The sequence below is a fragment of the Streptomyces sp. SID8352 genome (assembly GCF_009862265.1).
Taxonomy (GTDB): domain Bacteria; phylum Actinomycetota; class Actinomycetes; order Streptomycetales; family Streptomycetaceae; genus Streptomyces.
Map to the genome: position 1 here is coordinate 144,365 of NZ_WWGX01000001.1, position 22,311 is coordinate 166,675.

Annotated in this window: 17 protein-coding genes; 6 read left to right on the plus strand and 11 right to left on the minus strand. The window is 75.2% G+C overall.

Annotated features, from left to right (window positions below; genetic code table 11):
- Positions 1-372 precede the first annotated feature (372 nt).
- Together GTY84_RS00635 and GTY84_RS00640 are read right to left on the minus strand one after the other, a co-directional pair.
- A complete protein-coding gene (locus tag GTY84_RS00635; protein ID WP_161224011.1) occupies positions 373-1,764 on the minus strand; it encodes a zf-HC2 domain-containing protein in 1,392 nt (463 codons plus the stop codon).
- Positions 1,761-2,303 carry a sigma-70 family RNA polymerase sigma factor gene (locus tag GTY84_RS00640; RefSeq protein WP_161224012.1) on the minus strand — a complete coding sequence of 181 codons (543 nt, stop codon included), beginning with the start codon at positions 2,301-2,303 and terminating at the stop codon, positions 1,761-1,763. Before GTY84_RS00640 ends, GTY84_RS00635 begins: the two co-directional genes overlap by 4 nt.
- Positions 2,304-2,772: 469 nt before the next feature.
- Here GTY84_RS00640 and GTY84_RS00645 point away from each other — a divergent pair, with 469 nt between their 5' ends.
- The 3 genes from GTY84_RS00645 (at position 2,773) to GTY84_RS00655 (ending at position 4,942) form a co-directional block, all read left to right on the plus strand.
- Positions 2,773-3,153 (plus strand): STAS domain-containing protein, encoded by a 381-nt coding sequence (locus tag GTY84_RS00645; protein WP_161224013.1) that lies wholly within the window; start codon positions 2,773-2,775, stop codon positions 3,151-3,153.
- A gap of 82 nt (positions 3,154-3,235) precedes the next feature.
- Positions 3,236-3,742, plus strand: a complete 507-nt coding sequence (locus tag GTY84_RS00650) for an EF-hand domain-containing protein (protein ID WP_161224056.1) — start codon at positions 3,236-3,238, stop codon at positions 3,740-3,742.
- A 669-nt stretch (positions 3,743-4,411) separates the two neighbouring features.
- Positions 4,412-4,942 carry an ATP-binding protein gene (locus GTY84_RS00655; protein ID WP_161224014.1) on the plus strand — a complete coding sequence of 177 codons (531 nt, stop codon included), beginning with the start codon at positions 4,412-4,414 and terminating at the stop codon, positions 4,940-4,942.
- Between the two features lie 807 nt (positions 4,943-5,749).
- On the opposite strand, the gene GTY84_RS00660 is transcribed toward GTY84_RS00655, so the two are convergent.
- The 4 genes from GTY84_RS00660 to GTY84_RS00675 all read right to left on the minus strand — a co-directional run bounded on the left by GTY84_RS00660 (position 5,750) and on the right by GTY84_RS00675 (position 10,510).
- Positions 5,750-6,931 carry an NAD(P)/FAD-dependent oxidoreductase gene (locus tag GTY84_RS00660; protein ID WP_161224015.1) on the minus strand — a complete coding sequence of 394 codons (1,182 nt, stop codon included), beginning with the start codon at positions 6,929-6,931 and terminating at the stop codon, positions 5,750-5,752.
- A 1,537-nt stretch (positions 6,932-8,468) separates the two neighbouring features.
- Positions 8,469-9,134, minus strand: a complete 666-nt coding sequence (locus GTY84_RS00665; protein WP_161224016.1) for a pyridoxal 5'-phosphate synthase — start codon at positions 9,132-9,134, stop codon at positions 8,469-8,471.
- A 69-nt stretch (positions 9,135-9,203) separates the two neighbouring features.
- Positions 9,204-9,629, minus strand: a complete 426-nt coding sequence (locus GTY84_RS00670; protein WP_161224017.1) for a pyridoxamine 5'-phosphate oxidase family protein — start codon at positions 9,627-9,629, stop codon at positions 9,204-9,206.
- A gap of 245 nt (positions 9,630-9,874) precedes the next feature.
- Positions 9,875-10,510 (minus strand): TetR family transcriptional regulator, encoded by a 636-nt coding sequence (locus GTY84_RS00675; protein WP_161224057.1) that lies wholly within the window; start codon positions 10,508-10,510, stop codon positions 9,875-9,877.
- A 134-nt stretch (positions 10,511-10,644) separates the two neighbouring features.
- Here GTY84_RS00675 and GTY84_RS00680 point away from each other — a divergent pair, with 134 nt between their 5' ends.
- The 3 genes from GTY84_RS00680 to GTY84_RS00690 all read left to right on the plus strand — a co-directional run bounded on the left by GTY84_RS00680 (position 10,645) and on the right by GTY84_RS00690 (position 15,128).
- Complete coding sequence (locus GTY84_RS00680; protein ID WP_161224018.1) at positions 10,645-11,400, plus strand: VOC family protein; 756 nt, start codon at positions 10,645-10,647, stop codon at positions 11,398-11,400.
- A 546-nt stretch (positions 11,401-11,946) separates the two neighbouring features.
- The gene (locus GTY84_RS00685; protein WP_161224019.1) at positions 11,947-14,301 is read left to right on the plus strand and encodes a serine/threonine-protein kinase; all 2,355 of its coding nucleotides are present in this window, start codon (positions 11,947-11,949) and stop codon (positions 14,299-14,301) included.
- 242 nt (positions 14,302-14,543) lie between these two features.
- Positions 14,544-15,128: a hypothetical protein gene (locus GTY84_RS00690; protein ID WP_161224020.1), complete on the plus strand. Its 585-nt coding sequence runs from the start codon at positions 14,544-14,546 to the stop codon at positions 15,126-15,128.
- A gap of 154 nt (positions 15,129-15,282) precedes the next feature.
- Here GTY84_RS00690 and GTY84_RS00695 read toward each other — a convergent pair whose 3' ends face one another.
- From GTY84_RS00695 to GTY84_RS00715, 5 genes are all read right to left on the minus strand, one after another.
- Positions 15,283-16,674 carry an FAD-dependent monooxygenase gene (locus GTY84_RS00695; protein ID WP_161224021.1) on the minus strand — a complete coding sequence of 464 codons (1,392 nt, stop codon included), beginning with the start codon at positions 16,672-16,674 and terminating at the stop codon, positions 15,283-15,285.
- Between the two features lie 6 nt (positions 16,675-16,680).
- Positions 16,681-17,856, minus strand: a complete 1,176-nt coding sequence (locus tag GTY84_RS00700; protein ID WP_161224022.1) for an MAB_1171c family putative transporter — start codon at positions 17,854-17,856, stop codon at positions 16,681-16,683.
- Positions 17,856-18,479 (minus strand): toxin, encoded by a 624-nt coding sequence (locus tag GTY84_RS00705; protein ID WP_161224023.1) that lies wholly within the window; start codon positions 18,477-18,479, stop codon positions 17,856-17,858. Before GTY84_RS00705 ends, GTY84_RS00700 begins: the two co-directional genes overlap by 1 nt.
- A gap of 393 nt (positions 18,480-18,872) precedes the next feature.
- Positions 18,873-19,076 (minus strand): hypothetical protein, encoded by a 204-nt coding sequence (locus GTY84_RS00710; RefSeq protein ID WP_161224024.1) that lies wholly within the window; start codon positions 19,074-19,076, stop codon positions 18,873-18,875.
- A 211-nt stretch (positions 19,077-19,287) separates the two neighbouring features.
- Positions 19,288-22,239 carry a BTAD domain-containing putative transcriptional regulator gene (locus GTY84_RS00715; protein ID WP_161224025.1) on the minus strand — a complete coding sequence of 984 codons (2,952 nt, stop codon included), beginning with the start codon at positions 22,237-22,239 and terminating at the stop codon, positions 19,288-19,290.
- Positions 22,240-22,311 lie beyond the last annotated feature (72 nt).

Genomic DNA, 22,311 nt, shown 5'->3' on the forward strand with positions numbered 1-22,311 from the left:
GTGTGCGCGGCGTCGGGTGCCCAGGGCACGGGGCGTGCGGGGTGCGGCGTGCCCGGGGTGTCCGAGGTCCGGGGCGTCCCGGGGGTCCCGGGGGTCCCGGAAGTGTCCGGGGCACACGACGTCCGAGGCGTGCGGTGCCCGGGGCGGCCGGGAGCACCGTTCCGCGCCCGGTAGCGCGCCGTGTCCGGCGTGCGGCCCCGCGCCGGGCCGGGGCGGCACGGGGACCCGGGCCCGCCGAGCTGCCGCTCCCGGGCGTCCGTCCCGCCGACACCTGGCCCGGACGGACCCGGCCCGGACGGACCCGGCCCGGACGTGCCCGGCCCGGACCGGGCGAACGGCGTCCGGCGGCGTGCCCGGCGTCCGCACCCGCCCCTACATCCGGCTGAGGCTCGCCGTCGCGAACAGGACGTCCCTGATCGCCTCGCGGTCCCCGGTCTGCCCCGCCGCCGCTTCCACCGGCGCCACCCGGCCCGCCGCCAGATGGCAGAACTCCACGTCGTCCAGGGCGACATGGGCCACCTCCCGCGCGGCGGAGCCCGCCGGTCCCGGCGCGTCCAGCGGGATCAGCCACTCGCCGCCGCCCAGCCCCTCGATCTCCAGCCGCAGACTGCGCCCCGGCGCCCCCTCCGCCGCCGGGAGCGTCCCGGGGCCCGGCCCGGCCGGCCCCGACCGGCGGCGCTCCGCCAGCGCCTCTGGCAGCATCCGGGCGGCCAGGTCGATCATGCGGTGCAGATGGGGCGGCGCGGGCGGCCGGTAGGGGTAGTGCACCGCCTCCGCGATGTCCTGCGCGTGCACCCAGCACTCGAACGCCCGGTCCAGCAACGCGTCCCGCAGCGGCAGCGCGAAGTCGCCGTAGGAGACCGGCGACCCGCCCTCCGCGCCACCCCCGCCGCCGGTGGCCGACACGGTGCGGACGATGGCGTGGGACTGCTCGCGCCAGGGACCGCGCACCGCGCCGGCCGAGGGGGCGGGTCCGGCGCGGTCGCGGGCCGCGCGGGCCTCCGCGGCGCCCTCCCGGGCGGACCGCGTGGCGTCCCAGTACGCCTCGGTGCGGCCGGCCGGGGCCGGGGGCGGCGCGTGCCCGCCGCCCAGCGGGTCGGGCAGCCCCAGCGCGACCGCGACCAGCCCGTCGACGCTCAGCAGATGCCCCAGCACCCCGGCGACGGTCGTCCGGCGGCTGGCCCCGCCGTCCGCCGTGAACCAGCGCAGCCGCACCGGCGCGTGCCACTCGGCGTCGCCGATGTCCTGGAGCAGCGCGTCCAGCCGCGCCGTCTCGGCGTCGTACGGCGCGGCCCAGCCGGGCACCGGGACCCGCGGCGGGCGCCGCTCCAGGCAGCCGCTCAGGACGCGGGCGCGCAGCGCGGGGTCCGGGTCCAGGCTCTCCGGGCGCCGCAGCAGCCCCACCGCCTCCCGCAGCCGCCGGGCCTCCTCGGCGCAGGGTGGGCACTCCCCGAGGTGCTCCTCGACGGCCGCCGCCTCCCCGGGGGAGCAGGCGGCCAGCGCCCAGGCGCCGAGCAGGGAGGTCAGGAGGTGGTGGTCCGGCACGGGGTACTCCGCCTCGGGTGCCTCGGGTGCCTCGGGTGCCTCGGGTGCCCGCCGTCCGCCGTGCGCCGGGCCCGCCCCGTTCTCCGCGGGCGCCCGGGGCAGCGGTATGCGCGGCGCCGAGGCCGTCCCCTCGGGGCCGCCGCGCCCGGCCCGCGCGCCGTGCGTGTCCGGCGTGCCGTGCTCGTCGTCCGCGCCCCGCGCGCCGTGTGCGCCGCTCACGCGGCCCCACCGTAGCCGGGCGGGGCGCCGGGGGCCGCGGCGTTCCGGGCGGTGGACAGCAGTTGCAGCCCCAGGCGCAGCCGACGGCGCGCCTCGTCGTCGCTCACCCCGAGATCGGCGGCGGTCTGCCGGTAGTCCCGGCGCTGGAAATGCGCCAGTTCCAGGGCGGCGCGCAGCGGGGCGGGCATGGACTGGACGATGTAGTCGGCGCGGGCCGCCACCGCCGCCGCGCGCACCGTGCGCTCCACGTCCTCGGCCGTGCCGGGCCCGCCGCCGGTCAGCGCCGCGGTCTCGGTGGCCCGCAGCCGCCGCACGGCCATGCGGCGGGTCAGGTCCGCGATCCAGGAGCGCAGCGGGCTCCGCCGGGGGTCGTAGGTGTCCGGATGCTGCCAGACATGGGTGAAGACCTCGCGGGTGAGGCGGTCGGCGGCCTCCTCGTCGTCCAGGACGCGGTGCGCCAGCCCGTGCACCAGCGAGCCGAACCGGTCGTACAGCTCCCCCAGGGCCGCCGCCTCGCCGCGCGCCAGCCGCTGCCGCATCACCCGGTCCCAGGGCCACGGGGACCCGCTCCGTCCCGGTCCGCCGGGCCCGTCCCCGCCGTCCGGAGCCGCCCCGGGGTCCCGCGGTGCTCCCCGCTCGCTCTGCGCCATGCCGGGCCTCCCACCCCTGTCGTCCCGGTGTCCGGTGCGCGGTCACCGTCACCACGAATGTAGTCGTCACCGCGTGCCGTACACGCCCCTTTTGCGCAATGCACGCCCCCGGCGGACCGCTGGTGGTAATGGACGCCTACCCTCCACTGTGTGACCGGAATCGATCGAACGGGATCGAAACCATCTGAAACAAGCCTGTTCCGGCCGGAGGCCGTTTTCCCCCCGGCGTTTGTGGGAACGGCCGGTGGGCAGGCGCGCGCCCGGGGAACACGGGCGCGGGCCCCGGGGTTCCGCTCAGGGGGCCCGTTCCCGGGGGTCCCGGGGTTCCGGCTCCTCCGAGCACCGACGGATGAAGGGCATGGTGGTGGCGTTCAAGGTGACCGGCGGTGAGCGGGGCGACTGGGCCGTGCTCCAGGTGTCGGGCGAACTGGACCTGGCGACCTCGCCGGTGCTGCGGCAGCGGGTGCACGACGCGGTCGCCGAGGGGCGGCACAGCCTCGTGCTGGACCTCTCCGAGGTGCTGTTCTGCGACTCCAGCGGGGTCGGCGTCCTGATCGCGGCCCGGCGCCTCATACGCTCCTGCCGGGGCCGGCTGCGGCTGATCCTGCCCGCCCAGGGAGCGGTCGACGGCTCCCACGTCAACCGGGTCCTCGGCGCGCTCGGGGTGCGCAGGCTGTTCGACGTGTACCCCGATCTGGCCTCCGCCACGGGGGAGGGTCCCCGCTCGTTGTCCGCATAGGGCCGCACCCGGCGGCCCCGGCGTCGTACGCTCCGTGGCGAACGGACGCACCGACGTCACCCATGAGGCGGCCAGGAGAGACATGGTCAGCAGCGAGTACGAGCACAGGATCGCCGCGCGGTTCGCCACCTTCGACCAGGACGGCAACGGGTGGATCGACCGCGAGGACTTCAGCGCGGCGGCCAAGGCCCTGCTCGGCGAGTTCGGGACCGCCGCCCGCTCCGAGCGGGGGCAGAACCTCTACGCCGGAGCGGAGGCGTTCTGGCAGGGCATGGCCGGCATCGCGGACCGGGACGGCGACCAGCGCATCACCCGCGAGGAGTTCGTCACGGGGGCGGTGAAGCGACTGCGGGACAACCCCGAGCGGTTCGCCGAGATCGCCCGCCCCTTCCTGCACGCGGCCCTGGACCTCGCCGGAGGCGGGGGCCGGGCCGCCGTGTCCGACGTGGCACGCGGGCTCACCGCCCTCGGCGTGCCGGGGGACACGGCCCGGCCGGTCGCCACCGCGCTCGACGCGGACGGCGACGGCGAGGTCGGGGAGGCGGACGTCGTCCCGGCGTTCGCCCGCTACTTCACCGTGCCCGAGTAACCGTGCCCGAGTAGCCGTGCCCGCACCACCCCCCGGCCGACCGCCGCGGGGGCGGTGCGCCGGGGGTGCGCGGTGACGGGGTTCCGTGGTGCGTCGTCACCCCGCGTCCGCCCGGCCGGACCCTCCGTCGGCGGAGCCGCTCCTTCCGGGTGCCACCGGGCCGGGCCCGACCCCTGTCGACGCACCTTCACGACCCGTACATGCCACCGATCGTGGCGCAAGGATATGACGCGCAGTGATCTGCCGGCGTGATCGCCGGACCGGACCTCAGGCCCAGGCCGTCACAGTACGGAGTCGGCCGCGCCCCGGCGGCGTGGGTGCGGCGCGAGGAGCGCGCGGCGTCCGCGCGGCCGGACGGGACTCCGCGACCGGCGGGTGCGCACCCCTCCCCGCGCGGCTGAACTGCCCCGGGGGGCCGTCTGTTCGACTTCCCGGGCGGCGCGTCGCACAGTGTGCCGCACACGTACTCCTTCGCGCGGGAATATGCCCGAAGCCCTTGTTGATGTGACGCACCGTCAATCATGCTGTCCTGCGGGGAATTCACGGTACGTGACCCCCGACGTGGCCGTGGTACCGGCCATGCAGGAAATGGCTTCGATCGTGGCCGCCGTGGGGCGCGAGCCCCGGTGTCCGCCGGTTCGGATGGTGTGAGCGGTGCAGGTGCTTCAAGTGCAGCTGGATATCCGGCCCGACCCCGCAGAAGTGGGGCGAGCCCGACGGTGGGCCCGTTCGCGGCTCGCCGGTTGCGGGATACGGGCCGATGAACCGCTGGCCGAGACCCTGATCCTGCTCGTCTCCGAACTCGTCACCAACGCCGTCGTCCACACCGGGCGCCCCGCCGTACTGAGGCTCCGCCTGCCCGGCACCACGACCGGGGCCGGGGCGGTCGCCGGGGGGGCCGGGGCCGTCGGGGAGGCCGGACCCGTCGGGAGCGCCGCCCCGGGCCTGCCGGTCCGGCTGGAAGTGGACGACTCCTGCGACCTCGTGCCCGTGCCCCGCTGCGTGGACGGCGACGCGACCGGTGGCCGGGGCCTGGCCCTCGTCGACGGGCTGGCCGACCGCTGGGGCTGGAGCCGGGAGGCCGGCGGCAAGCGCATCTGGTGCGAGCTGGACCCCTGCGCAGGGCGCCCGCCCGCCCCGCCCCCGTGCCCCGGAGGGGGAGCGGTGTCCTACGAGGGGCTGGCGTTCGAGACGGTGTAGCGCACGCGCGGCATGCGGGCCGAGGGATGCGCCGGGACCGTGCCCCCGTGCGCGTCCATCACGAAAAGGGGCATACGCGGCACATCCCCGAGGCCCTGTTGACGGCTCGTGACCGGTTCTTCACCCTTGGACGAGCGATTCGCCGCGAGGGGACGGCGAGGGCTCGGTGACGGGGCCCTCGGCGAGTGTGGGTCGTGATTCGGCGTCGGCTCCCCCCTGCCTGCCTGCGGGCGGGGGCCGGGGGCGGGAACGCCGGAGTCGGGTGGCGGCGCGCGATGCCGGGCTCGGGGCGGACAACGCCGCGCCGCCGACCGATGAACCCCGTGGGCGGGCGATTGCCGTCCACAGGGTGTGGACAACTTTGGCCGGGCGGGGCGGCACGCGCGGTGGGTGCGGCCACCGGTGCCTGCGTCCTCGGTCCGGTATGTCCGACGAGTACGCGCCACGGACGTTCGGACCGGGACCGGGTCGGGCGGGCCGACGCGGCGGGGTGCCGGGCGTGGGTTCACGGTCTTACGGACCGCCGGACGGCCCGATGAGCGGGGCCGCCGGAGCACCGGATGAGCGGGGCCGCGGGCCGCCGGAGCGCGGAGAGGCGGGGCCCGCGTTGCCCGTGACGCTGTTCGCGCCGCCCGTGGCGGCGTCCGCCGGAACGCCCGGTGCGGCGGCGGAAACCGCGGGCGACGTCGGGCGCGGCGGCACGGACCGAGTTGGGGGACGGCCCTGAGGGCCTGCCCCAGTAACGGCCTCGGGCCACAGAGCCGTTGGCACGCCCCACCCCACCGCACCGGCCCTCCCGTGACCGTCTCAGGTGGCCAACCGGGACACCTCGGAGGCGTGGGCCTTGGCTATCGCACCGGCTATCTTCTCGGCGTCCAGGGAGAGTTCGCGGAGCATGCCGCTGATGGGGTTGGTGAACCCGGTGAAGTAGAGGCCGGGCGCGTTGGACGGCGTACGCCGCCCGCGGGCCAGAGGGCGGCCGTCGGACCCGAGGACCCGGAGATGGCCCACGAGGTCCTCCAGGCTCCGGCGGTAGCCGGTCGCCGCGATCACCGCGTCCGGGGTGATCCGGGCACCGTCCGCGAGCAGCACTCCGCCGCCCTCGAAACCCTCCACCGCGGCCACCACCTCCACCCGGCCCGAGCGCACCGCGTCGACCAGGCCGACGTCCAGCACCGGCACCGACCCCGCCGCCACCCGGCGGAAGGGGCCCGCCTCCGGTCTCCGCAGCCCGTACTCCGACAGGTCGGGCACACTGACCCGGGCCAACTGCCGTGCGACCCCGTCCATCAGCGCCGCCGGCAGCCGACGGCACAGGATCCCCGAGTACTGCGTGGGCCACCCGGCGGTCGTCCGCCGCATGATGTTCGGCGCCGTGCGCACCGCCAGCCGGACCCGGGAGGCGCCGCCCTCCACCAGGTCCACGGCGATCTCCGCCCCGGTGTTGCCCACCCCGACGACCAGCACGTCCCGCCCGGCGTAGGGGGACGGCTCCCGGTACTCGGCGGCGTGCCGCAACTCGCCCCCGTACTCCTCCCGCCCCGACCAGCCCGGAACGTACGGCGTGCGGTTGTAACCGGTGGCCACCACCACCGCCGCACCCGTCAACTCCCGCCCACCGGTGCCCCGCAGCAGCCAGCCCTTCCCGTCGGGCGCCCGCTCGACCCGCGAGACCTCGACCCCGGTGACGATCTCCAGCTTGTGGTGCTCGGCGTACTTCTCCAGGTACCGCACCACGTCGTCCCGGGTCGGCCAACGGCCGAAGCGGCGCGGCATCGGCAGGCCGGGGAGGGAGGACTTGCGCCGGGTGGTGTGCAGACGCAGCCGGTCGTAGTGGCGGCGCCAGGAGGAACCGACACTCCCGGTCCGCTCCAGGACGACGGCGCGTACGCCCCGCGTACGGAGCGCGTGGGCGACGGCGAGGCCGCCGGGACCGCCGCCGATGACGTAGACGGGGCGCGCCCCGGCGGGCGGGGAGGAGTCGTGCATGCCGTGAGCGTAATCTCGCGGGCGCTTGATGGGTATCGGTCAAGGCCGGAATCGGTTGCGGATCGGTCACGAAACCCGGCGTGCATGGCCGTGGGGGAGGGGTTCCGGAGCGTTGCTCAGAGCGGTGCTCACCCGGGGGAGCGCTGCTCTCTCGGGAGAGAGTCGCTCTCTGCCGCGTGCACTGCTCTCTTCGGTGTGCGCTGTTCGCTCTGGTGAGCGCTGTCTTCGTCGGTGGGCGCCGCTCTCTCGCGTGAGCGGCGCTTCCGCTGGTGAGCGCTGCTCCCCTTTGTGAACGCCGCACTCTTCTTCCTGGGGCGGTGCTGGTGTGCCGGGTTGGCGGGGTGCCTGGTGAGCACTGCTCTTTCTGGCGTGCATCGTTCGTTTTGGTGAGCACCGCTTCCCTTGGTGGGCGGTGTTCGCTGTTGTGAGCGCCGTCCTCTTTGGTGAGCGCCGTCTTCTTCGGCGGCACTCGTCTCTTCGGTGAGCGCCGTTCTCTTCGGTGAGTGCCGTTCTCTTTGGCGGGCACTGGCCTCTTCGGTGAGCAGTGTTCGCCTTGGTGGACACTGCTTCCGTCAGTGAGCGCCGGTCCATCGGAGAGCACTGGCCCCTTTGGTGAGCAATGCTCTCTTGAGAGGGCGCCGGCCCCGCTGGGGCGCCGGCTCTGCTGGAGAGTGTCGGCCTCATCGGTGAAGCCGGACCTCTGAGGGGGTGCTGGCCCTATTGGTGAGTACCGGACCTATGGGAGAGCGCTGGCCTCATTGGTGAGCGCCGCTCACGTTGGAGAGCGCTGTCCCCACTGGTGAGCGCCGCTTGCTTCAGTGACCGTTGTTCGCGCCGGTGAGCGGTGGTCGCTTCAGCGAGCATCGCTCACATTTGGGGATGCCGCTGCTGTGTGAGCACTGCTCATGATGGCGAGCACTGTCCGCGTTGGTGAGTGCCCTTCGCCCATGGTGAGCATTGCTCGCTTCAGTGAGCGCTGCTCTCCTCTGCGTGCACTGATCTCGCGCGCGTGAGCGTTGCTCATGGTTGCGGGCACTGCTCGGGGCCGTGGACGCTGCTCTTGTGCGAGCACTGCTCACGGATGCGGACGCTGCTCTTGTGTGAGTGCTGTTCATGGTTGCGGGCGGTTCGCGCCGGTGAGTTTCGGTCCGTCTGTTTTGGGGCGCTGTGCAATGTGGTGAACATTGTTGCCCTCAGTGTTCACGGATTTCGGTGGCACATCGCCCGCCGCCTCGCCTCGCCCCGCCGCCTCATCCCGCTGTGCCCGCCCCGGCCGCGCACATCCCCGCTGTGCCGGCCTCCGCCGTGCCGGCCTGTTCTGTGCCCACCTCCGCTGTGCCGGCCTCCGCCGTGCCGGCCTGTTCCGTGCCCACCTCCGCTGTGCCCACCTCCGGCGTGCCCGACTGTCCCGTGCCCACCCCCGCTACGTACCCGCCGTACGTGCCCCGCCGTACGCACCGCCCCGTGGCGCTCCTTTCTCCTCCCCGCGGCGCGTGTCGCGCTCCACTCCGTACCTCCCGGCTCCTTCGTCCCCGGCTCAGGGCCACAACAGGTGGGTTCCCCATCCCGACTCCGCGCGGCGGTAGGTGAGCCGTACGTGACGGCGCTGGGCGTCGCCCTGGAAGAACTCCACCTCTTCGGGGCTCAGGTGGTAGAGCGTCCAGGAGGGGACGGGGGCGTCCGGTTCGCGCTGGGCGCGTTCCCAGGCGGCGGTGGAGGCGCGGGCCAGTTCGTCCACCGAACCCAGGGTGGCGCTCTGCCGTCCCGTCAGCGCGGCGGCCAGCGCGCCGATGGAGCGGGCGTGCAGGTCGGCCTGCCCCTCCGGGGACGGGGCCACCGCGACCGGACCGCGCACCCGCACCTGCCGGCCCAGCACCGGCCAGTAGAAGGCGAGCGCGGCGTAGGGGCGGGCGATGAGGTGGCGGCCCTTGCGGCTGTCGGCGTGGGTGGCGAAGGACCAGCCGTCGGAGTCCGCGCCGTGCAGCATCACGATCCGTACGTCCGGCCAGCCGTCCGCGTCCGCCGTGGCGAGGGACATGGTGTGCGGCTCGGTCTGCCCGGCGGCCACGGCGTCGGCGAACCACCGGGCGAACAGGGGAAGGGGGGCGTCGGGCGCGGTGGCCGGGTCGAAGGGGGTCAGTTCGGTGACCGCCGGGTCCCACACGCGCAGTGACTTCAGCAGCTCGTGAAGATCGGTGTGCATGGGCCGATTGTCACGCGGCCCGCGGTCCCGCCGGGTGGACTCCGCCATGTCATACCCGTCCGAGATATGTCATACCGTTCCGAGGTCGGAGGACACCCAGTGCTCCGGGCGCATCCGGATGACGACCTGGTCGCCGTGGTCGGCGGTGGCGTAGTCGACGTAGCCGTCGACCTTCTCGGCCGGCAGGTAGCGCGTGGCCATCTCGCGCAGGGGGGCCGTGTCGGCGGGGCTGGTGTCGGTGACCGGTCCCTCCACGGAGACGTAGCGGATGGTCGGTTCGACGCGGTCGATCATCAGGGAGAACCGGCCCGCGGACTGGATCAGCCGGTTCTTGCGGCTGTCGGCGCCGGTGAGGATCCACACCTCGCCACCGGGCGCGTACTGGTACCAGATGGGCACGGTCAGCGGGGCGCGGCCGGGGCCCGCGTCGACCGAGAGGGCGGCGATGTGGGGTTCGGCCAGGAAGGTCTCGCGCTCTTCGCGGGTCAGGGCCATGACTGTTCCTCCAGCGGTGGCGTGGTCGGCGCGACGCGTGCGGACGTCCCACTCAACACCGGCCGAGGGCACGGTGATTCCCGGTGGGGCGGTGGACGGCCGGTGGGGGGTTCGGCAGGGATGACAGGCTGCTGCGTTCCCATGGGCGGCGACGGCCACCGCGGCGCCCGGCACGGCGAGGGGCCGGGAGGGCGGCGGGAGGACGGAGGAGCGGCGTGCGGGCGCGGGGCCGCGCCGGGCGCGCGCTACTTGGTGGGCCTCTTGCCGGTGACGCCCAGGTAGGTCAGCAGTGCCAGGCTCGGCTTGAGTTCGGACTGCTTCACGCCCCACGACGAGAAGCTCTTCTGGTGCGAGGCCACGGCGGAGAGCATGACGACCAGCGCGCCGGCCGCCGCCGAGGGGTTCACGTCCTTGTCGACCCGGCCCTTGGCCTGGAGTTCGGCCACGGCGTCGGCGAGCGAGGAGTGCACCGAATTGAGGATCCGGGTGCGGATCTTGGCGAACCGCTTGTCGCCCTCCGCCGCGCCCAGGTCGATCACCCGGAGGATCGCGTCGTTGCGGCGCCAGAAGTCGAGGAAGCCGTCGACGAGTTCCTGGGCCGTCTGCCAGCCCGCCTTGCCGACCCAGGAGCGGTCGGCCGTGAGGTCGGCCAGCGCGGAGCTCTCGGCGGCCATGTGCTCGGCCAGCTCCAGGACGGCTCCCTCGACGTCGGGGAAGTACTGGTAGAAGGTCGCGGGGGAGGTTCCCGCCTTCCGGGCGACGTCGATGACCTTGACGTCCCGGTAGGGAGAGGAGCTGAGCATGTCGCTCAGGCAGTCGAGCAGTTTCTGCCGGGTCGCCTGCCCTCGCTGACCGGCAACGCGGCCGTCCACGGTACGCACTTGTCCTGTCATGCCGTCAGCTTACCGACGGGCGGAGGTAGCGCGATTCGGCCGACTGCAAATGGGGTGTGCGGGTGAGTGGAGCACGGTGTGCCTGGTCTGCGCGGTGCGGGCCTCGCGGTTACTTTGGCGACATGGCCGAAAACGGTGCGTCCCCACGGAAGGCTCCGCGCTCCCCCGAAGGGGTCCCCTGCTGGGTGGAGGCGCAGCTCTCCGACGTCGGTGCGGGTAAGCGGTTCTATGGTGAATTGTTCGGTTGGGAGTTCACCGGGAGCGGTTCCGGCGCCCCCGTGCGGGCGCTGCTGGACGGCGAGCCCGTCGCCGCGATGGTGCCCAAGACGGACGGCCGGATGCCCACCGTGTGGACGGTGTACTTCGCCGCCGACGACGCCGGGGCGCTGGCGGCGCGGGTCCGGGCGGGGGGCGGCCAGATCGTGGTCCCGCCGCGGCCGACGGCGGGGATGGGCACCACCGCCCTGGTCGCCGACCCGCAGGGCGCGGTCTTCGCCCTCTGGGAGACGGGCAGCGACGGGCCCTCCGGCTTCTCCGGCTTCGGGCGGCGGCACGAGCCGGGCGCCTTCGCCTGGGCGGAGCTGTACACCAGGGACACGGAGGAGGCGAACACCTTCTACGGCGGCCTCTTCCACGAGGCGCTGTTCGGCGCGGACGCGGACCCCGACTTCGGGCGGGCCCCGGTGGTCGACGTCTTCCCCGCCGAGATGCCCCCGCACTTCCTCGTGCACTTCCTGACCCGGGACTGCGAGGCGGACCTCGGCACGGTGGCCCGGCTGGGCGGGCGGGTGCAGGTCCCGCCGTTCGAGACGTCGTACGGCGGGGTGGCCGTGGTCACGGACGACCAGGGGGCGTCCTTCGCGCTGCTCCAGCGCTGAGCCCCGCCCGGCATGGGCGGCGCGGTGTGCGGGCGGCGTCGGCGGTACGGGCGTGCGGGCGTGGGCGGCGCGGTGTGCGGGCGGTACGGGCGTGGGCGGGCGGGCGGCGCGGGGCGGCCCCTCGCGCGGCACCCGCGGCCGCCCCCTACCGATGGCGGACCGGTCACCCCCGGCGGCGGTCGTTCACCCTCCGGAACCACCCGGGCCCACCGCTCCCGCGCCCCGCCGGGCCCCGTCCCGGAAGGCGTCAAAGTCGCCCGCAGTCGCACAAGATCACCCGTATCCGCCCAGGACGGCCCCCGAAAGCGCCCGGAAGCCCCCGAAAAGCGCCCCGAAGCCGCCCGCAAGTGCCTCCGAGCGCCCCGTGCGGTCCCACCGTTCGCCCGGGATTACCACGAGACACCCCGATTGTCCCCAGGTTCGCCACCAGAGCTTCGGGCAGGAACAATCGGGGTGCGTGCCGCCTTGGCGGTGCGGTGGTGAGACGCTGCACTTCGGCCGCGTACACATATGGTGGCGCGGCTCGTACGGGGAGGTGGCAGGCAAGTGGTGGATCAGCTGACGCAGCACGATCCGCGGCGGATCGGGCCGTTCGAGGTGCTGGGCCGGCTCGGGGCCGGCGGCATGGGGCTGGTCTATCTCGCGCGTTCGGCCTCCGGCCGCCGCGTGGCGATCAAGACGGTCCGGACGGAGCTGGCCGAGGACCAGCTGTTCCGGGTCCGCTTCACCCGCGAGGTGGAGGCGGCCCGCGCCGTCTCCGGCTTCTACACGGCCGCCGTGGTCGACGCCGATCCCCGGGCCGCCGTGCCGTGGCTGGCCACCGCGTACGTGCCCGCGCCCTCGCTCGAGGAGATAGTGAGTGAGTGCGGGCCGCTCCCGGCCCAGGCGGTGCGCTGGCTGGCGGCGGGTGTCGCCGAGGCGCTCCAGTCCATCCACGGCGCCGGGCTGGTCCACCGCGACCTCAAGCCGTCCAACGTCCTGGTCGTCGAGGACGGCCCCCGGGTGATCGACTTCGGGATCGCCTCTGGTGTCTCCAACACCCGGCTGACCATGACGAACGTCGCCGTGGGCACCCCCGCCTACATGTCGCCGGAGCAGGCGAAGGACTCGCGCAGCGTCACCGGCGCCAGCGACGTGTTCTCGCTCGGCTCCATGCTGGTGTTCGCCGCCACCGGGCACCCCCCGTTCCACGGCGCCAACCCGGTCGAGACGGTCTTCATGCTGCTGCGCGAGGTCCCCGACCTGGAGGGGCTGCCGGACGAGCTGCTGCCGCTCATCGAGTCCTGCATGCAGATGGAGGCCACCGCCCGGCCCAACCCGGCGGACCTCCAGGCCCAGCTCGCCCCGCACCTGTTCGGTTCCGGCTCCGACGACAGCGGCACGGCCTCCGCCTGGCTGCCCGAGGAGGCCGTCGGCCTGATCGAGGCGCGCCGCGGCGGACGCCCCGCTCCTCGTCCTTCCGGCCAGCCGGGCGGACGCGGTCCCGGGGGAGGGCGCACGGCGCCTCCGCCCCGGCCCGAGCCCGCCGTCACGGCGCCGCCGGTGCCCGCGCCCCTCGGCGCCCCGGACACCGGGCCGGTGCGGCTGGCCGGGGTGTCGGTGCCGATCGGCCCGGGGCCGCGCGTCGCGGACATGCGCGCCGCGGCGGTCGCGGCGCCCCCGCCGGAGGCCGCGCTGGCCGCCTCCTGGTCCCGGCCGCGCCCGGGGGCGCCCGGCGCCGACCCGGCCGTGCCGCCGCCGGTGCCCGTGCCGTCCCCGGAGGCGGCGGCGCCGGGCTGGCGGCCCTGGCGGTTCCGCATGTCCAACGACGTGTGGGGCACGCCGTCGGTGGCGGAGGACCTGGTCTACGTCACCTCCTTCGAGGTGCACGCCCTGGACGTGGCCACCGGCCGCCGCCGCTTCAAGACGCGGGACGTGGCCTGGTCGATGGCGGTCGCGGACGGCCGCATCCACGCCTCCGACGGGCCCACCCTCTTCGCGCTGGACGCCCGCGAGGGCGCCGACCTGTGGCGGGTGCAGACGGATGCCTGGGTGTACTCGCTCCAGGCGGACCGGGGCACCGTCGTCACCGCCACCCGCGGCGGCGGGGTGCAGGCGTGGGAGGCGTCGAACGGGCAGAAGCTCTGGGAGGTCACCGGAGCCCAGACCGACTTCGAGACCCCGGAGGCGGGCGCCGCCGTCCACGACGGCACGGTGTACCTCTGGCAGGACGCCCGGCTGCGCGCCCTGGACGCCCGCACCGGCGAGGAGCGCTGGACGTACCCGATCGGGGACGCCGCCTCCTGCGGCGGGGTGCCGGTCCGGGTGACCCGGGCGCCCGACGGCTACGTGTACGTCGCCGCCGGGACCCGGGCGCTGGCCCTGGACGTCGCCACCGGCCACGTCCGCTGGCACTTCGAGGCCCCGGCGGTCTTCCTCTCGCCGCCCGCCTTCGTCCCCGGCCCGGCGGTGACCGGCGGCGGGGTGTACCTGGCCGACTACCTGGGCACGGTCTACGCCCTGGACGCCACCGACGGCCGCGACCGCTGGCGGATCGCGACCGAGGCCCGCTCCGGGACCGATCCGGTGCTGGTCGCCGGGGGGCATGTGCACGTGGGCAGCGGCAAGGGCCTCTACACCCTGGACGCGGTGACGGGCACGCCCAAGTGGCGCTTCCAGGCGGGCGGCGACATCGTCGGCGCCCCGGCGGTGGCGGCGGGCCGCATCCACTTCGGCTCCACCGACCACCTGCTGTACACCCTGAAGGCCGATGACGGGCGGCTGCGCTGGAAGCTGGCGACCGGTGGCGAGATCACCGGGTCACCGGTGGTGCGCGACGGGATCGTGTACGCCTGCAGCAAGGACCGCTGTGTGTACGCGCTGGACGCGGAGAAGGGGACGGGCACGGCCCGCACGGCCTGACACCCGCCGCGGGCACCCGGCCCGTCCCGCCGCGGGCACCCGGCCCGTCCCGCCACCCGTACGGCCCAGCGTCCACGACGGGCACTCGCCCGGCCCGACGCCCACCCCGCCCGGCCCCGCCCGGCCCCCACCCCACCCGACCGCGCGGCCCCGGGACCGGCCGGCACGCCCCCGGTTCCGCCCCCGCACGCCCGTGGCCCCGCGGTGACGTGCTCGTGACAGGTGTTGACTAGCGTGAACGCATGAGGAAACGGGGACGGACGCTCAGGTTCACCGCGGTCTCGGCGCTGGTGGTGCTCAGCCTGACGGGCTTCACGGCGGGCCGCCACGGCGGCGGTCATGGCGGCGGTCACGACGGCGGGGGCGGATGCAGCAGCGGCAGCCAGGACCACGACGGTTCCTCCTCGTCGGGCGGCGGCGCTTACAAGGAGGACGACGATGACGACGGCACCGGTGGCTACGGCGGTAACGGCTACGGCAACGGTTACGGCGCCGACCGCGACGACGACGACCGGGGCGGCGGAAGCGGCGGCGGGGACAGCGGCCTGAGCCCCGCCACGGTCGAGCTGGTGAGCTGCGCGAGCGACGAGGACCCGTACGCCACGGTCGAGGTCACCAACCCCAACGGCGGCGAACAGACCTTCACCGTCACCGTGCTCTTCCGGAACGCCGGGGACACCACCATCCAGGAGGTGTCCGGGGAGGCCACCGTCCCGGCCGGTGAGGTCGCCACCGTGCGCCTGGAGTTCGACGCGGCGACCGCGACGCCCGGCGAGAAGCCCGACCACTGCGAGATCGAGGACTCCCGGCCCCTCCCGGAGGCGTGAGCGGACCCGGCGGCGCGAGGGAGCGCCGCCGGGACGACGGGGGCGGGGCGCCACCGGGACGGCGACGGCGGCGACAGGGCCGGCACCGACGAAGGGGACCCCGCCGGAGTGGCGCCGACCCGCGCCGGAACGGCCCCCGCGGACCCGGCCGGCGTCAGCGCAGGGCCGCCCGGCGCTCCTCCTCGGTGATCGGCGGGCCGTCCAGCGGCGGCCGCTTGGGCCCGAACAGCATCGGCACCAGCATGTCCGCCGAGAACAGCCGCGTCGGCGGACGCTCCATGCTCATCACGTCCAGCAGCGCCCCCATGGCGCGCGGGCTGCGGGCGCCGGTGGAGACGGCCCGGTCGACATAGCGGGCGAGGAACCGCTCCGCCGCCGTGGGGGGCGTCTCGGCGGCGCCCGGGTAGAACGCGTCCTGCCCGACCGCCAGCCCCCAGGCCCCGGAGACCGGGCGGGCGGTGGCCCGCTGGAGGGCGCGGGCGGTGCCGGGCGCGGTGATCCCCCGGCGGCGCAGCACCCCGCGCAGCGCGAGGGCGCCCTGCGCGGCGACGGTCAGGCCGTGCCCGTAGACGGGGTTGTAGCCGGCGACGGCGTCGCCGACGACGGTGAAGCCGTCGGGCCAGCGCTTCAGCTTCTCGTAGTAGCGCCGCCGGTTGGCGGTGCTGCGGGTGACGGCGACGTCACCCAACGGCTCGGCGTGGCGCAGAAGTTCGCCGATGAGCGGATCGGACAGGCCGAGCGCGAAGGGCACGAAGGCGGCGGGGTCGCCGGTGGGTTCACCGCCCCGGGTGCCGCCCAGCGTGACGACCCAGCGGTTGCCCTCGACGGGCAGGATGACGCCGCCCTGTCCGGGTGCCTTGGCCGGGTTGGCCTGCACGTTGATCAGGGGGAAGTCGCCGTCGGCGGGGGAGCGGTAGAGCCGGGTGGCGTAGGTGAGCCCGGCGTCGACCTCCCGTTCCGTGACCAGGGGGAGCCCCAGGTCGGTCAGCCAGCGCGGGGCGCGGGAGCCGCGCCCGGAGGCGTCCACGACGAGGTCGGCGCCGAGGACGCGCTCCTCGCCTCCGGTGCGCACCAGGACGCCGGTGACCCGCCCGGCGGTGCCCTCCAGGGCGAGCGCCGAGCTCTCCTGGAGCAGGGTGATCCGGGCGTCCTTGACCACATGGTCGCGGACCACGGAGTCCAGCAGGTCGCGGGAGCAGACCAGATTGTGGTGACCGGTCGCCAGGAAGCGGCGGAACCACACCTCGTTGGGCGCCCGGGACACCATGTCGCTCATGATGTGCACGAGCCGGCCGCCCCGGCAGACCACGTCCTCGACCAGCCCGGGCAGCAGGTCCCGCAGGGCCCGTACGCCGCCGCTCCACACCAGGTGCGCGTGGCGGGCCTGGGGCACGCCCCGGCGCGGGTCGGGCCCCTCGGGCAGCGCGTCCCGCTCGACGACGGTGACCTCGGCGAACTCGGTGAGCACGGCGGCGGCGAAGAGCCCGGCCGCGCTGGCGCCGATGACGACGGCGCGCGGCCGGTGGACGACTGGGGTGTCAGGCATGGGCGTTCACGCCGCTTTCTTTACGGCCACCCGCTGGCGGATGGTGGCGATGGCGCGCCGTCGGCGGAGGGCGAGCGAGATGGTGCCGACATGATCGCTGACGTCCGGCCCGATGCCCACAGGCTGTCCATGGCCGCTCGCGGGGATCCCGGCCGTGTAGGCGTCGATGGCGTCGCGCAGGGCGACGGCGCCGGCCAGGTCGCGGGCCCGGCCGTCGTCGTGCCGGGCCCGCGCCTCGGCCAGGGCCCGCGCGTGGACGTCGTGGGGGAAGTAGGGCGCGAGCAGCCGCAGGGCGTCGTGGATGCGCTGCTGGCGCTGGAGGACCCGCAGGTCCAGCGGCACCCAGAAGCCGAACCGGGCCTGCGCCGCCGCCGGGGCGAGCACCCGCAGCTCCCGCCAGAGGGGGCGCAGCCGCCGGTACTCGCGCTGGTCGCGCAGGGTGTTGCGGAGGGCGGGCCCGGCCTGCGGGACGATGAACCCGGCGGCCATCAGGGACGCCTGGAGCAGCGCGAACGGCGGCGCGACCACGGTGCTCAGGACGTCCCAGTCGGTGCCGGTCCAGCGGGCGCCGACGGCGAGCAGCTTGGCCACGTCGAAGCCCAGTCCGGAGGCGAAGCCGCTGAGCAGCAGGACGACACCGGACTTCACCCAGCGGTCGCCGACGGCGGGGTACCACTGCCGGAGCATCCGGGTGGCGACGACGCCGGTCACCGCGTGGGCGCCGATGTAGAGCAGGATGTGCTCGCGCATCCAGGGGGTGCCCGCGTAGTAGGTGTCCAGGTCGTAGATGCGCGGCTCGGGCACGTCGGCCAGCAGGAAGGTGACCCAGAGGCCGACGACGATGCCCGCGTAGACCCAGTAGACCCGGCGGGTGGCGCGGCGGCGGCGCTCCGAGGGCGGCTCCCGCCAGCGCATGATCATGGTGAGGCCGGTGGCGCCGGAGGCGGTGAGGAAGGAGTAGGCCCAGGGCGAGGCGAAGTTGGGGACGCCCGTCCAGTGGTTGAGCCGCTCGATGTTGACGGGGGTGATGACGACCAGCACCAGGGTGGCGCAGGCCAGCAGCACGGTGGTGGCCCGCACCTCGGGGTTGCGCCAGGCCCGGACGCAGGTCGGCAGCTTCAGCAGGACGGCCAGGGCCAGCAGGGCGGTGGGCAGAGCGTAGGGGATGTGGGGGAAGCCCATCAGAGCAGGCGTCCGCCCCGGTTGGTCAGCGACAGGTTCATCCGGCCCTCCACGGTCGCCGGGGAGACGGGTCCCTCGGCGTAGCGGCCGTGCACCCAGGTGCGGACCTCGCGTCCGAACAGCAGGCCGAACGTTTCCGCATCGACCTCGTGCTCGTCCGCGGAGTCGGCGCGGGCGGCGACGGCGACCAGGGCCTCGCGGGGCACCTCGACCGCCTCCTCCGCCAGGATGTGCTCGGCGGCGCGGCGCAGCGCCTCGGGCGTGAGGGCCTGTCCGGTGGGCGTCATGGCCCGCGCGGCGGCGGGCAGCCCGGCGACGTGGTGGCCGCAGCCGCCCTGCTCCTCGTGCCAGAGCTCATGGCCGAGGATCACGAGCTGGGCCTCGGGCACGGTGCGTTCCTCGACGACGATGACGGAGCGGTCCCCGAGGTCCAGCAGCATCCCGGAGACCGGGATGTCGGGCGGGAAGGCCCGGAAGACCAGTTCCACGGGGCGTCCCGCGCGGGTGCTCATGGCACGGCAGAACGCCCGCATGACCGCCTTGGCCTCCGCGGGCCGGGGGACCGACGCGGCGGCCTCCTCGGCGAGGGCGGAGAGCAGCGACTTCATCGCGCGCGGGCTCATCGGCCGGATTCTCCCTCCCGGGCGTCACCGACGTGGCGTCCTTGACAGGACACGACGGTAGAGCCGCCGGGGGTGCCAGTTCGAGTGCTTCGAACTCTTGACGCCAAAGGTTGGCCGGAAACGCACCCCCCGGACGCCCCCCGCACGGCCCCTCCGGACCGCCCCCCGGACGGTCCCCGGGGCGGTCCTCCTCGGCCGCTCCCCCGAGCGGCCCCCGGCGCCCCGGCGGTTCCCCCCTCCGGTCGGCCGCCCCGGGCCCGGTCCCCCGACCGGTGCTCCCGGGGCGGCCGACCGGCGTGCCCACGGCGGTCCCCCGACGGCCGCGGCGGCTCCCCCTTGGCGCCGCCGCGACCGTCTCCCCCGTGATCCCCCGTTCCCCCGTGCGGAGAAGGTCTACTTGCCGTCCCGGCCCAGGGCGGGCGGGGAGGGCATGTGGTTGTCCATCGTCCGGATGGCCTGGACCGGCGGCTGCTCGGCGGCCGGGTCGGCCGGGATCTCCGGGACGGGCGGCACGATCACCGGCTCCTTGCCGGGCGGCGGGGCCGGCATGTGGTTGTCCAGGCTCCGGATCGTCTCGTCCTTCGGCGTGTCGCTCATGGGCTTCGCTCCTGAATCTGCGATGGGGCTGAGAACGCCCGCCCGGAAGCTCCCCCGATGGGCCACCGGACGGGCGTGGGAGCCGCACCCTAACCGGCCGGCCCGCTGGTCATTCCGCCTGCCCCCCGACGCGACGGCGTGACAGGGACCAGCGTGCCGGACGGAGATAAACGAACGCTGAACGCCCGCGGCACGCCCGCGGACCCCGCGGTCACCCCGTGGTGGTGCGCGCCAGCAACGCCCTTACGGTCGCGGCCTCTTCCGCGTCGTTCTGCTCGTAGAGGCCGAGCGCGTCCCGCCAGCAGGCCCGCGCCCGGTCCGCCTGCCCGAGCGACGACAGCGCGCGCCCCAGCAGCACCAGCACGTTGCCGCGCATCCGGTCGCCGCCGATGCACCCCAGGGCCAGGGCCTGTTCGGCGTGCTGGGCGGCCGGCGAGGGCCGCCCGGCGCTCAGGTGCACCTCCGCCAGACGGTAGTTGGTGGCACCCTCCCACAGCCGCTGCCGGTGGACGCCGAAGAGGTCCAGCGCCTCCGTGAACTGGGCCAGCGCCTCGTCGTGCCGTCCCCCCTGGCTCAGCGCCACGCCCACCGCGAAGTGGCCGTTGGCCAGCCGCATGGTCCGGCCCAGCTCGGCGTAGACGGCGAGGCCCTGGCGGGCGATGTCCACGGCCGCCTCGACGTTGCCCATGAAGAGTTCGGCACGGGAGAGGTTGGACAGGGCGGAGGCCTCCCCGGCCCGGTTGTCGGTCGACCGGAAGCCCGCTATCGCCTGCCCGAACAGGGTCTTGCCCTCGGCGTAGCGGCGCTGGTGCAGGCAGACCAGTCCGCGGTTGTTGGCGACCCAGCTCGCGGCCGTCGAGTCCCGGGCGGAGCCGGCCAGTTCCATGGCGCGGCGGGCCTGCTCCTCCGCCTGCCGGATGCGGCCGGAGACCAGCAGCACATCGCTGAGGACCGTCCGCGCCCGCCCCTCGGCGCGGTCGTCCTCCGCCGCGCGGGTGGCCTCGCACATCGCCCTGGCCGTGGTCTCGTACTGGTGCGAGTTGGCCCCGGACTCCGTGAGGTCCTTCGCCGCCCACAGCAGGTCCACGGCGCGGCGCAGCCGGTCCGTCCCGGCCGCCTGGCGCACACAGGCCAGCAGCGCGGACGCCTCGGTGTACAGCCAGTCCAGCGCCGCCGGGGCCCCGGCGAAGGCCAGCCCCGGGTACTCGGTCGCCGCCAGCCCGTCCACCAGCCGGTCGCCGGGCCGCTCGATGGCGTACACCGCGGCGGCCGTGGCCAGGTAGAAGTCCAGCAGCCGGGACAGCGCCGCCGCCCGCTCGCTCGGCGGGTGCTCGTCCCGCTCCGCGCAGGAGCGGGCGTAGAGCCGGACGAGGTCGTGCAGCCGGTAGCGGCCCGGCGCCGCCGACTCCAGCAGCGAGGTGTCCACGAGGGACTCCAGCACGTCCTCCGTGTCCTCCACCGGCAGGTCCAGCACGGCGGCCGCGGCCCGCAGGGAGATGTCCGGGCCGTCGGCCAGGCCCAGCAGCCGGAAGGCGCGGGCCTGCGCCGGTTCGAGCTGGCCGTAGCCCAGCTCGAAGGTGGCCTTGACCGCCAGGTCCCCGGCCTGCAGCTCGTCCAGCCGGCGCCGCTCGTCCGCCAGCTTCGCCGCCAGCACCGACACCGTCCAGGTGCGCCGGGAGGCGAGCCGCGAGGCGGCGATGCGGATGGCCAGCGGCAGGAAGCCGCAGGCCGCGACCACGTCGAGGGCGGCCTTGCGCTCGGAGCCGACCCGCTCCTCGCCGACGATCCGGGTGAACAGGGCCAGCGCCTCGTCCGGCGCCATCACGTCCAGGTCGACCAGATGGGCCCCGGCCAGGTCCACCATCCGCACCCGGGAGGTCACCAGCGCCGCGCAGCCGTCGGTGCCCGGCAGCAGCGGGCGCACCTGGGCGGCGTCCCGGGCGTTGTCCAGCAGCACCAGCACCCGGCGGCCGTCCAGCACCGAGCGGTACAGGGCCGCCCGCTCCTGGAGGGAGTCGGGGATCGCCGAGTCGGCCGTGCCCAGGGCGCGCAGGAAGGAGCCCAGCACCGTCTCCGGCTCGGCCCAGCCGGTCCCGGCGCCCATCAGGTCGACGTACAACTGCCCGTCGGGGAAGGCCGCCCGCGCCTGGTGGGCGACGTGCACCGCGAGGGTCGTCTTGCCGACGCCGCCGATGCCCGCGAGGGCGGACACCGCCATCACCCGGCCCTCGGCGGCGCTGCCGGACGCCGACGCCAGCACCTCGCCCAGCTCCCGCACGAAGGAGGCCCGACCGGTGAAGTCCGGCACGGTGGCGGGCAGTTGCGCCGGGCGGACCAGGACCGCCGCGGGCTCCCCGGACGGCTCCGCGGGCTCCGCCAGCGCCGGATCGGCCCGCAGCACCCGGTTCTGCAGCTCCCGCAGCTCCGGGCGCGGGTCCACGCCCAGCTCCTCCGCGAGCAGCCGCCGCGTGTCCGCGTACACCGCCAGCGCCTCGGCCTGCCGCCCGGCCCGGTACAGGGCCAGCATCAGCAGCTCGCGCAGCCGCTCCCGCAGCGGGTGCTCCGCCGTCAGCGCGGTCAGTTCCGAGACGGCGGGCGAGTGCCGGCCCTGCTCCAGGTCCAGTTCGAGCCGCAGCTCCAGGAGCTGGAGCCGCCACTCCTCCAGCCGCACCCGCTGCGCCCGCGCGTACGGTCCCGGCACCCCCGCCAGCACCTCGCCGTCCCACAGCGCCAGCGCCCGGCACAGCTCCTCGCGGGCCCCGGCCAGGTCCCCGGCGGCCCGGGCCTTCTCCGCCTCGGCGGCCCGCTCCTGCGCCACCACGAGGTCCAGCGCCCCGTCCGCCAGGCCGCGCACGGCGTAGCCGCCCGACTCGCTGACCAGCACACCGGGGGTGAGCACCTTGCGCAGCCGGGACGCGTAGGTGCGCACCGCCGCGAGCGCCTGCGACGGCGGCTCCGCGCCCCAGAGGGCGTCGATCAGCTCGGGCGCGGTCGCCGTGCGGCCCTCGCGCAGCAGCAGCGCGGCGAGCAGCGCGCGCTGCTGGGGCGAGCCGGTGGGCAGCGTCTCCTCCCCGTGCCAGGCGCGCACGGGCCCGAGGACAGCGAAGCGCAGCGCGGCCGTACCGGGGCTCCGCTGCTCCGGTACGCGCGTCACACCGTCCATGCAGTCCCCCTAGGCTTCCTCAGCAACCAGGTCAGTTTGCCTTGTTCATGCCGACCTCGTCAGCCGTGGGAG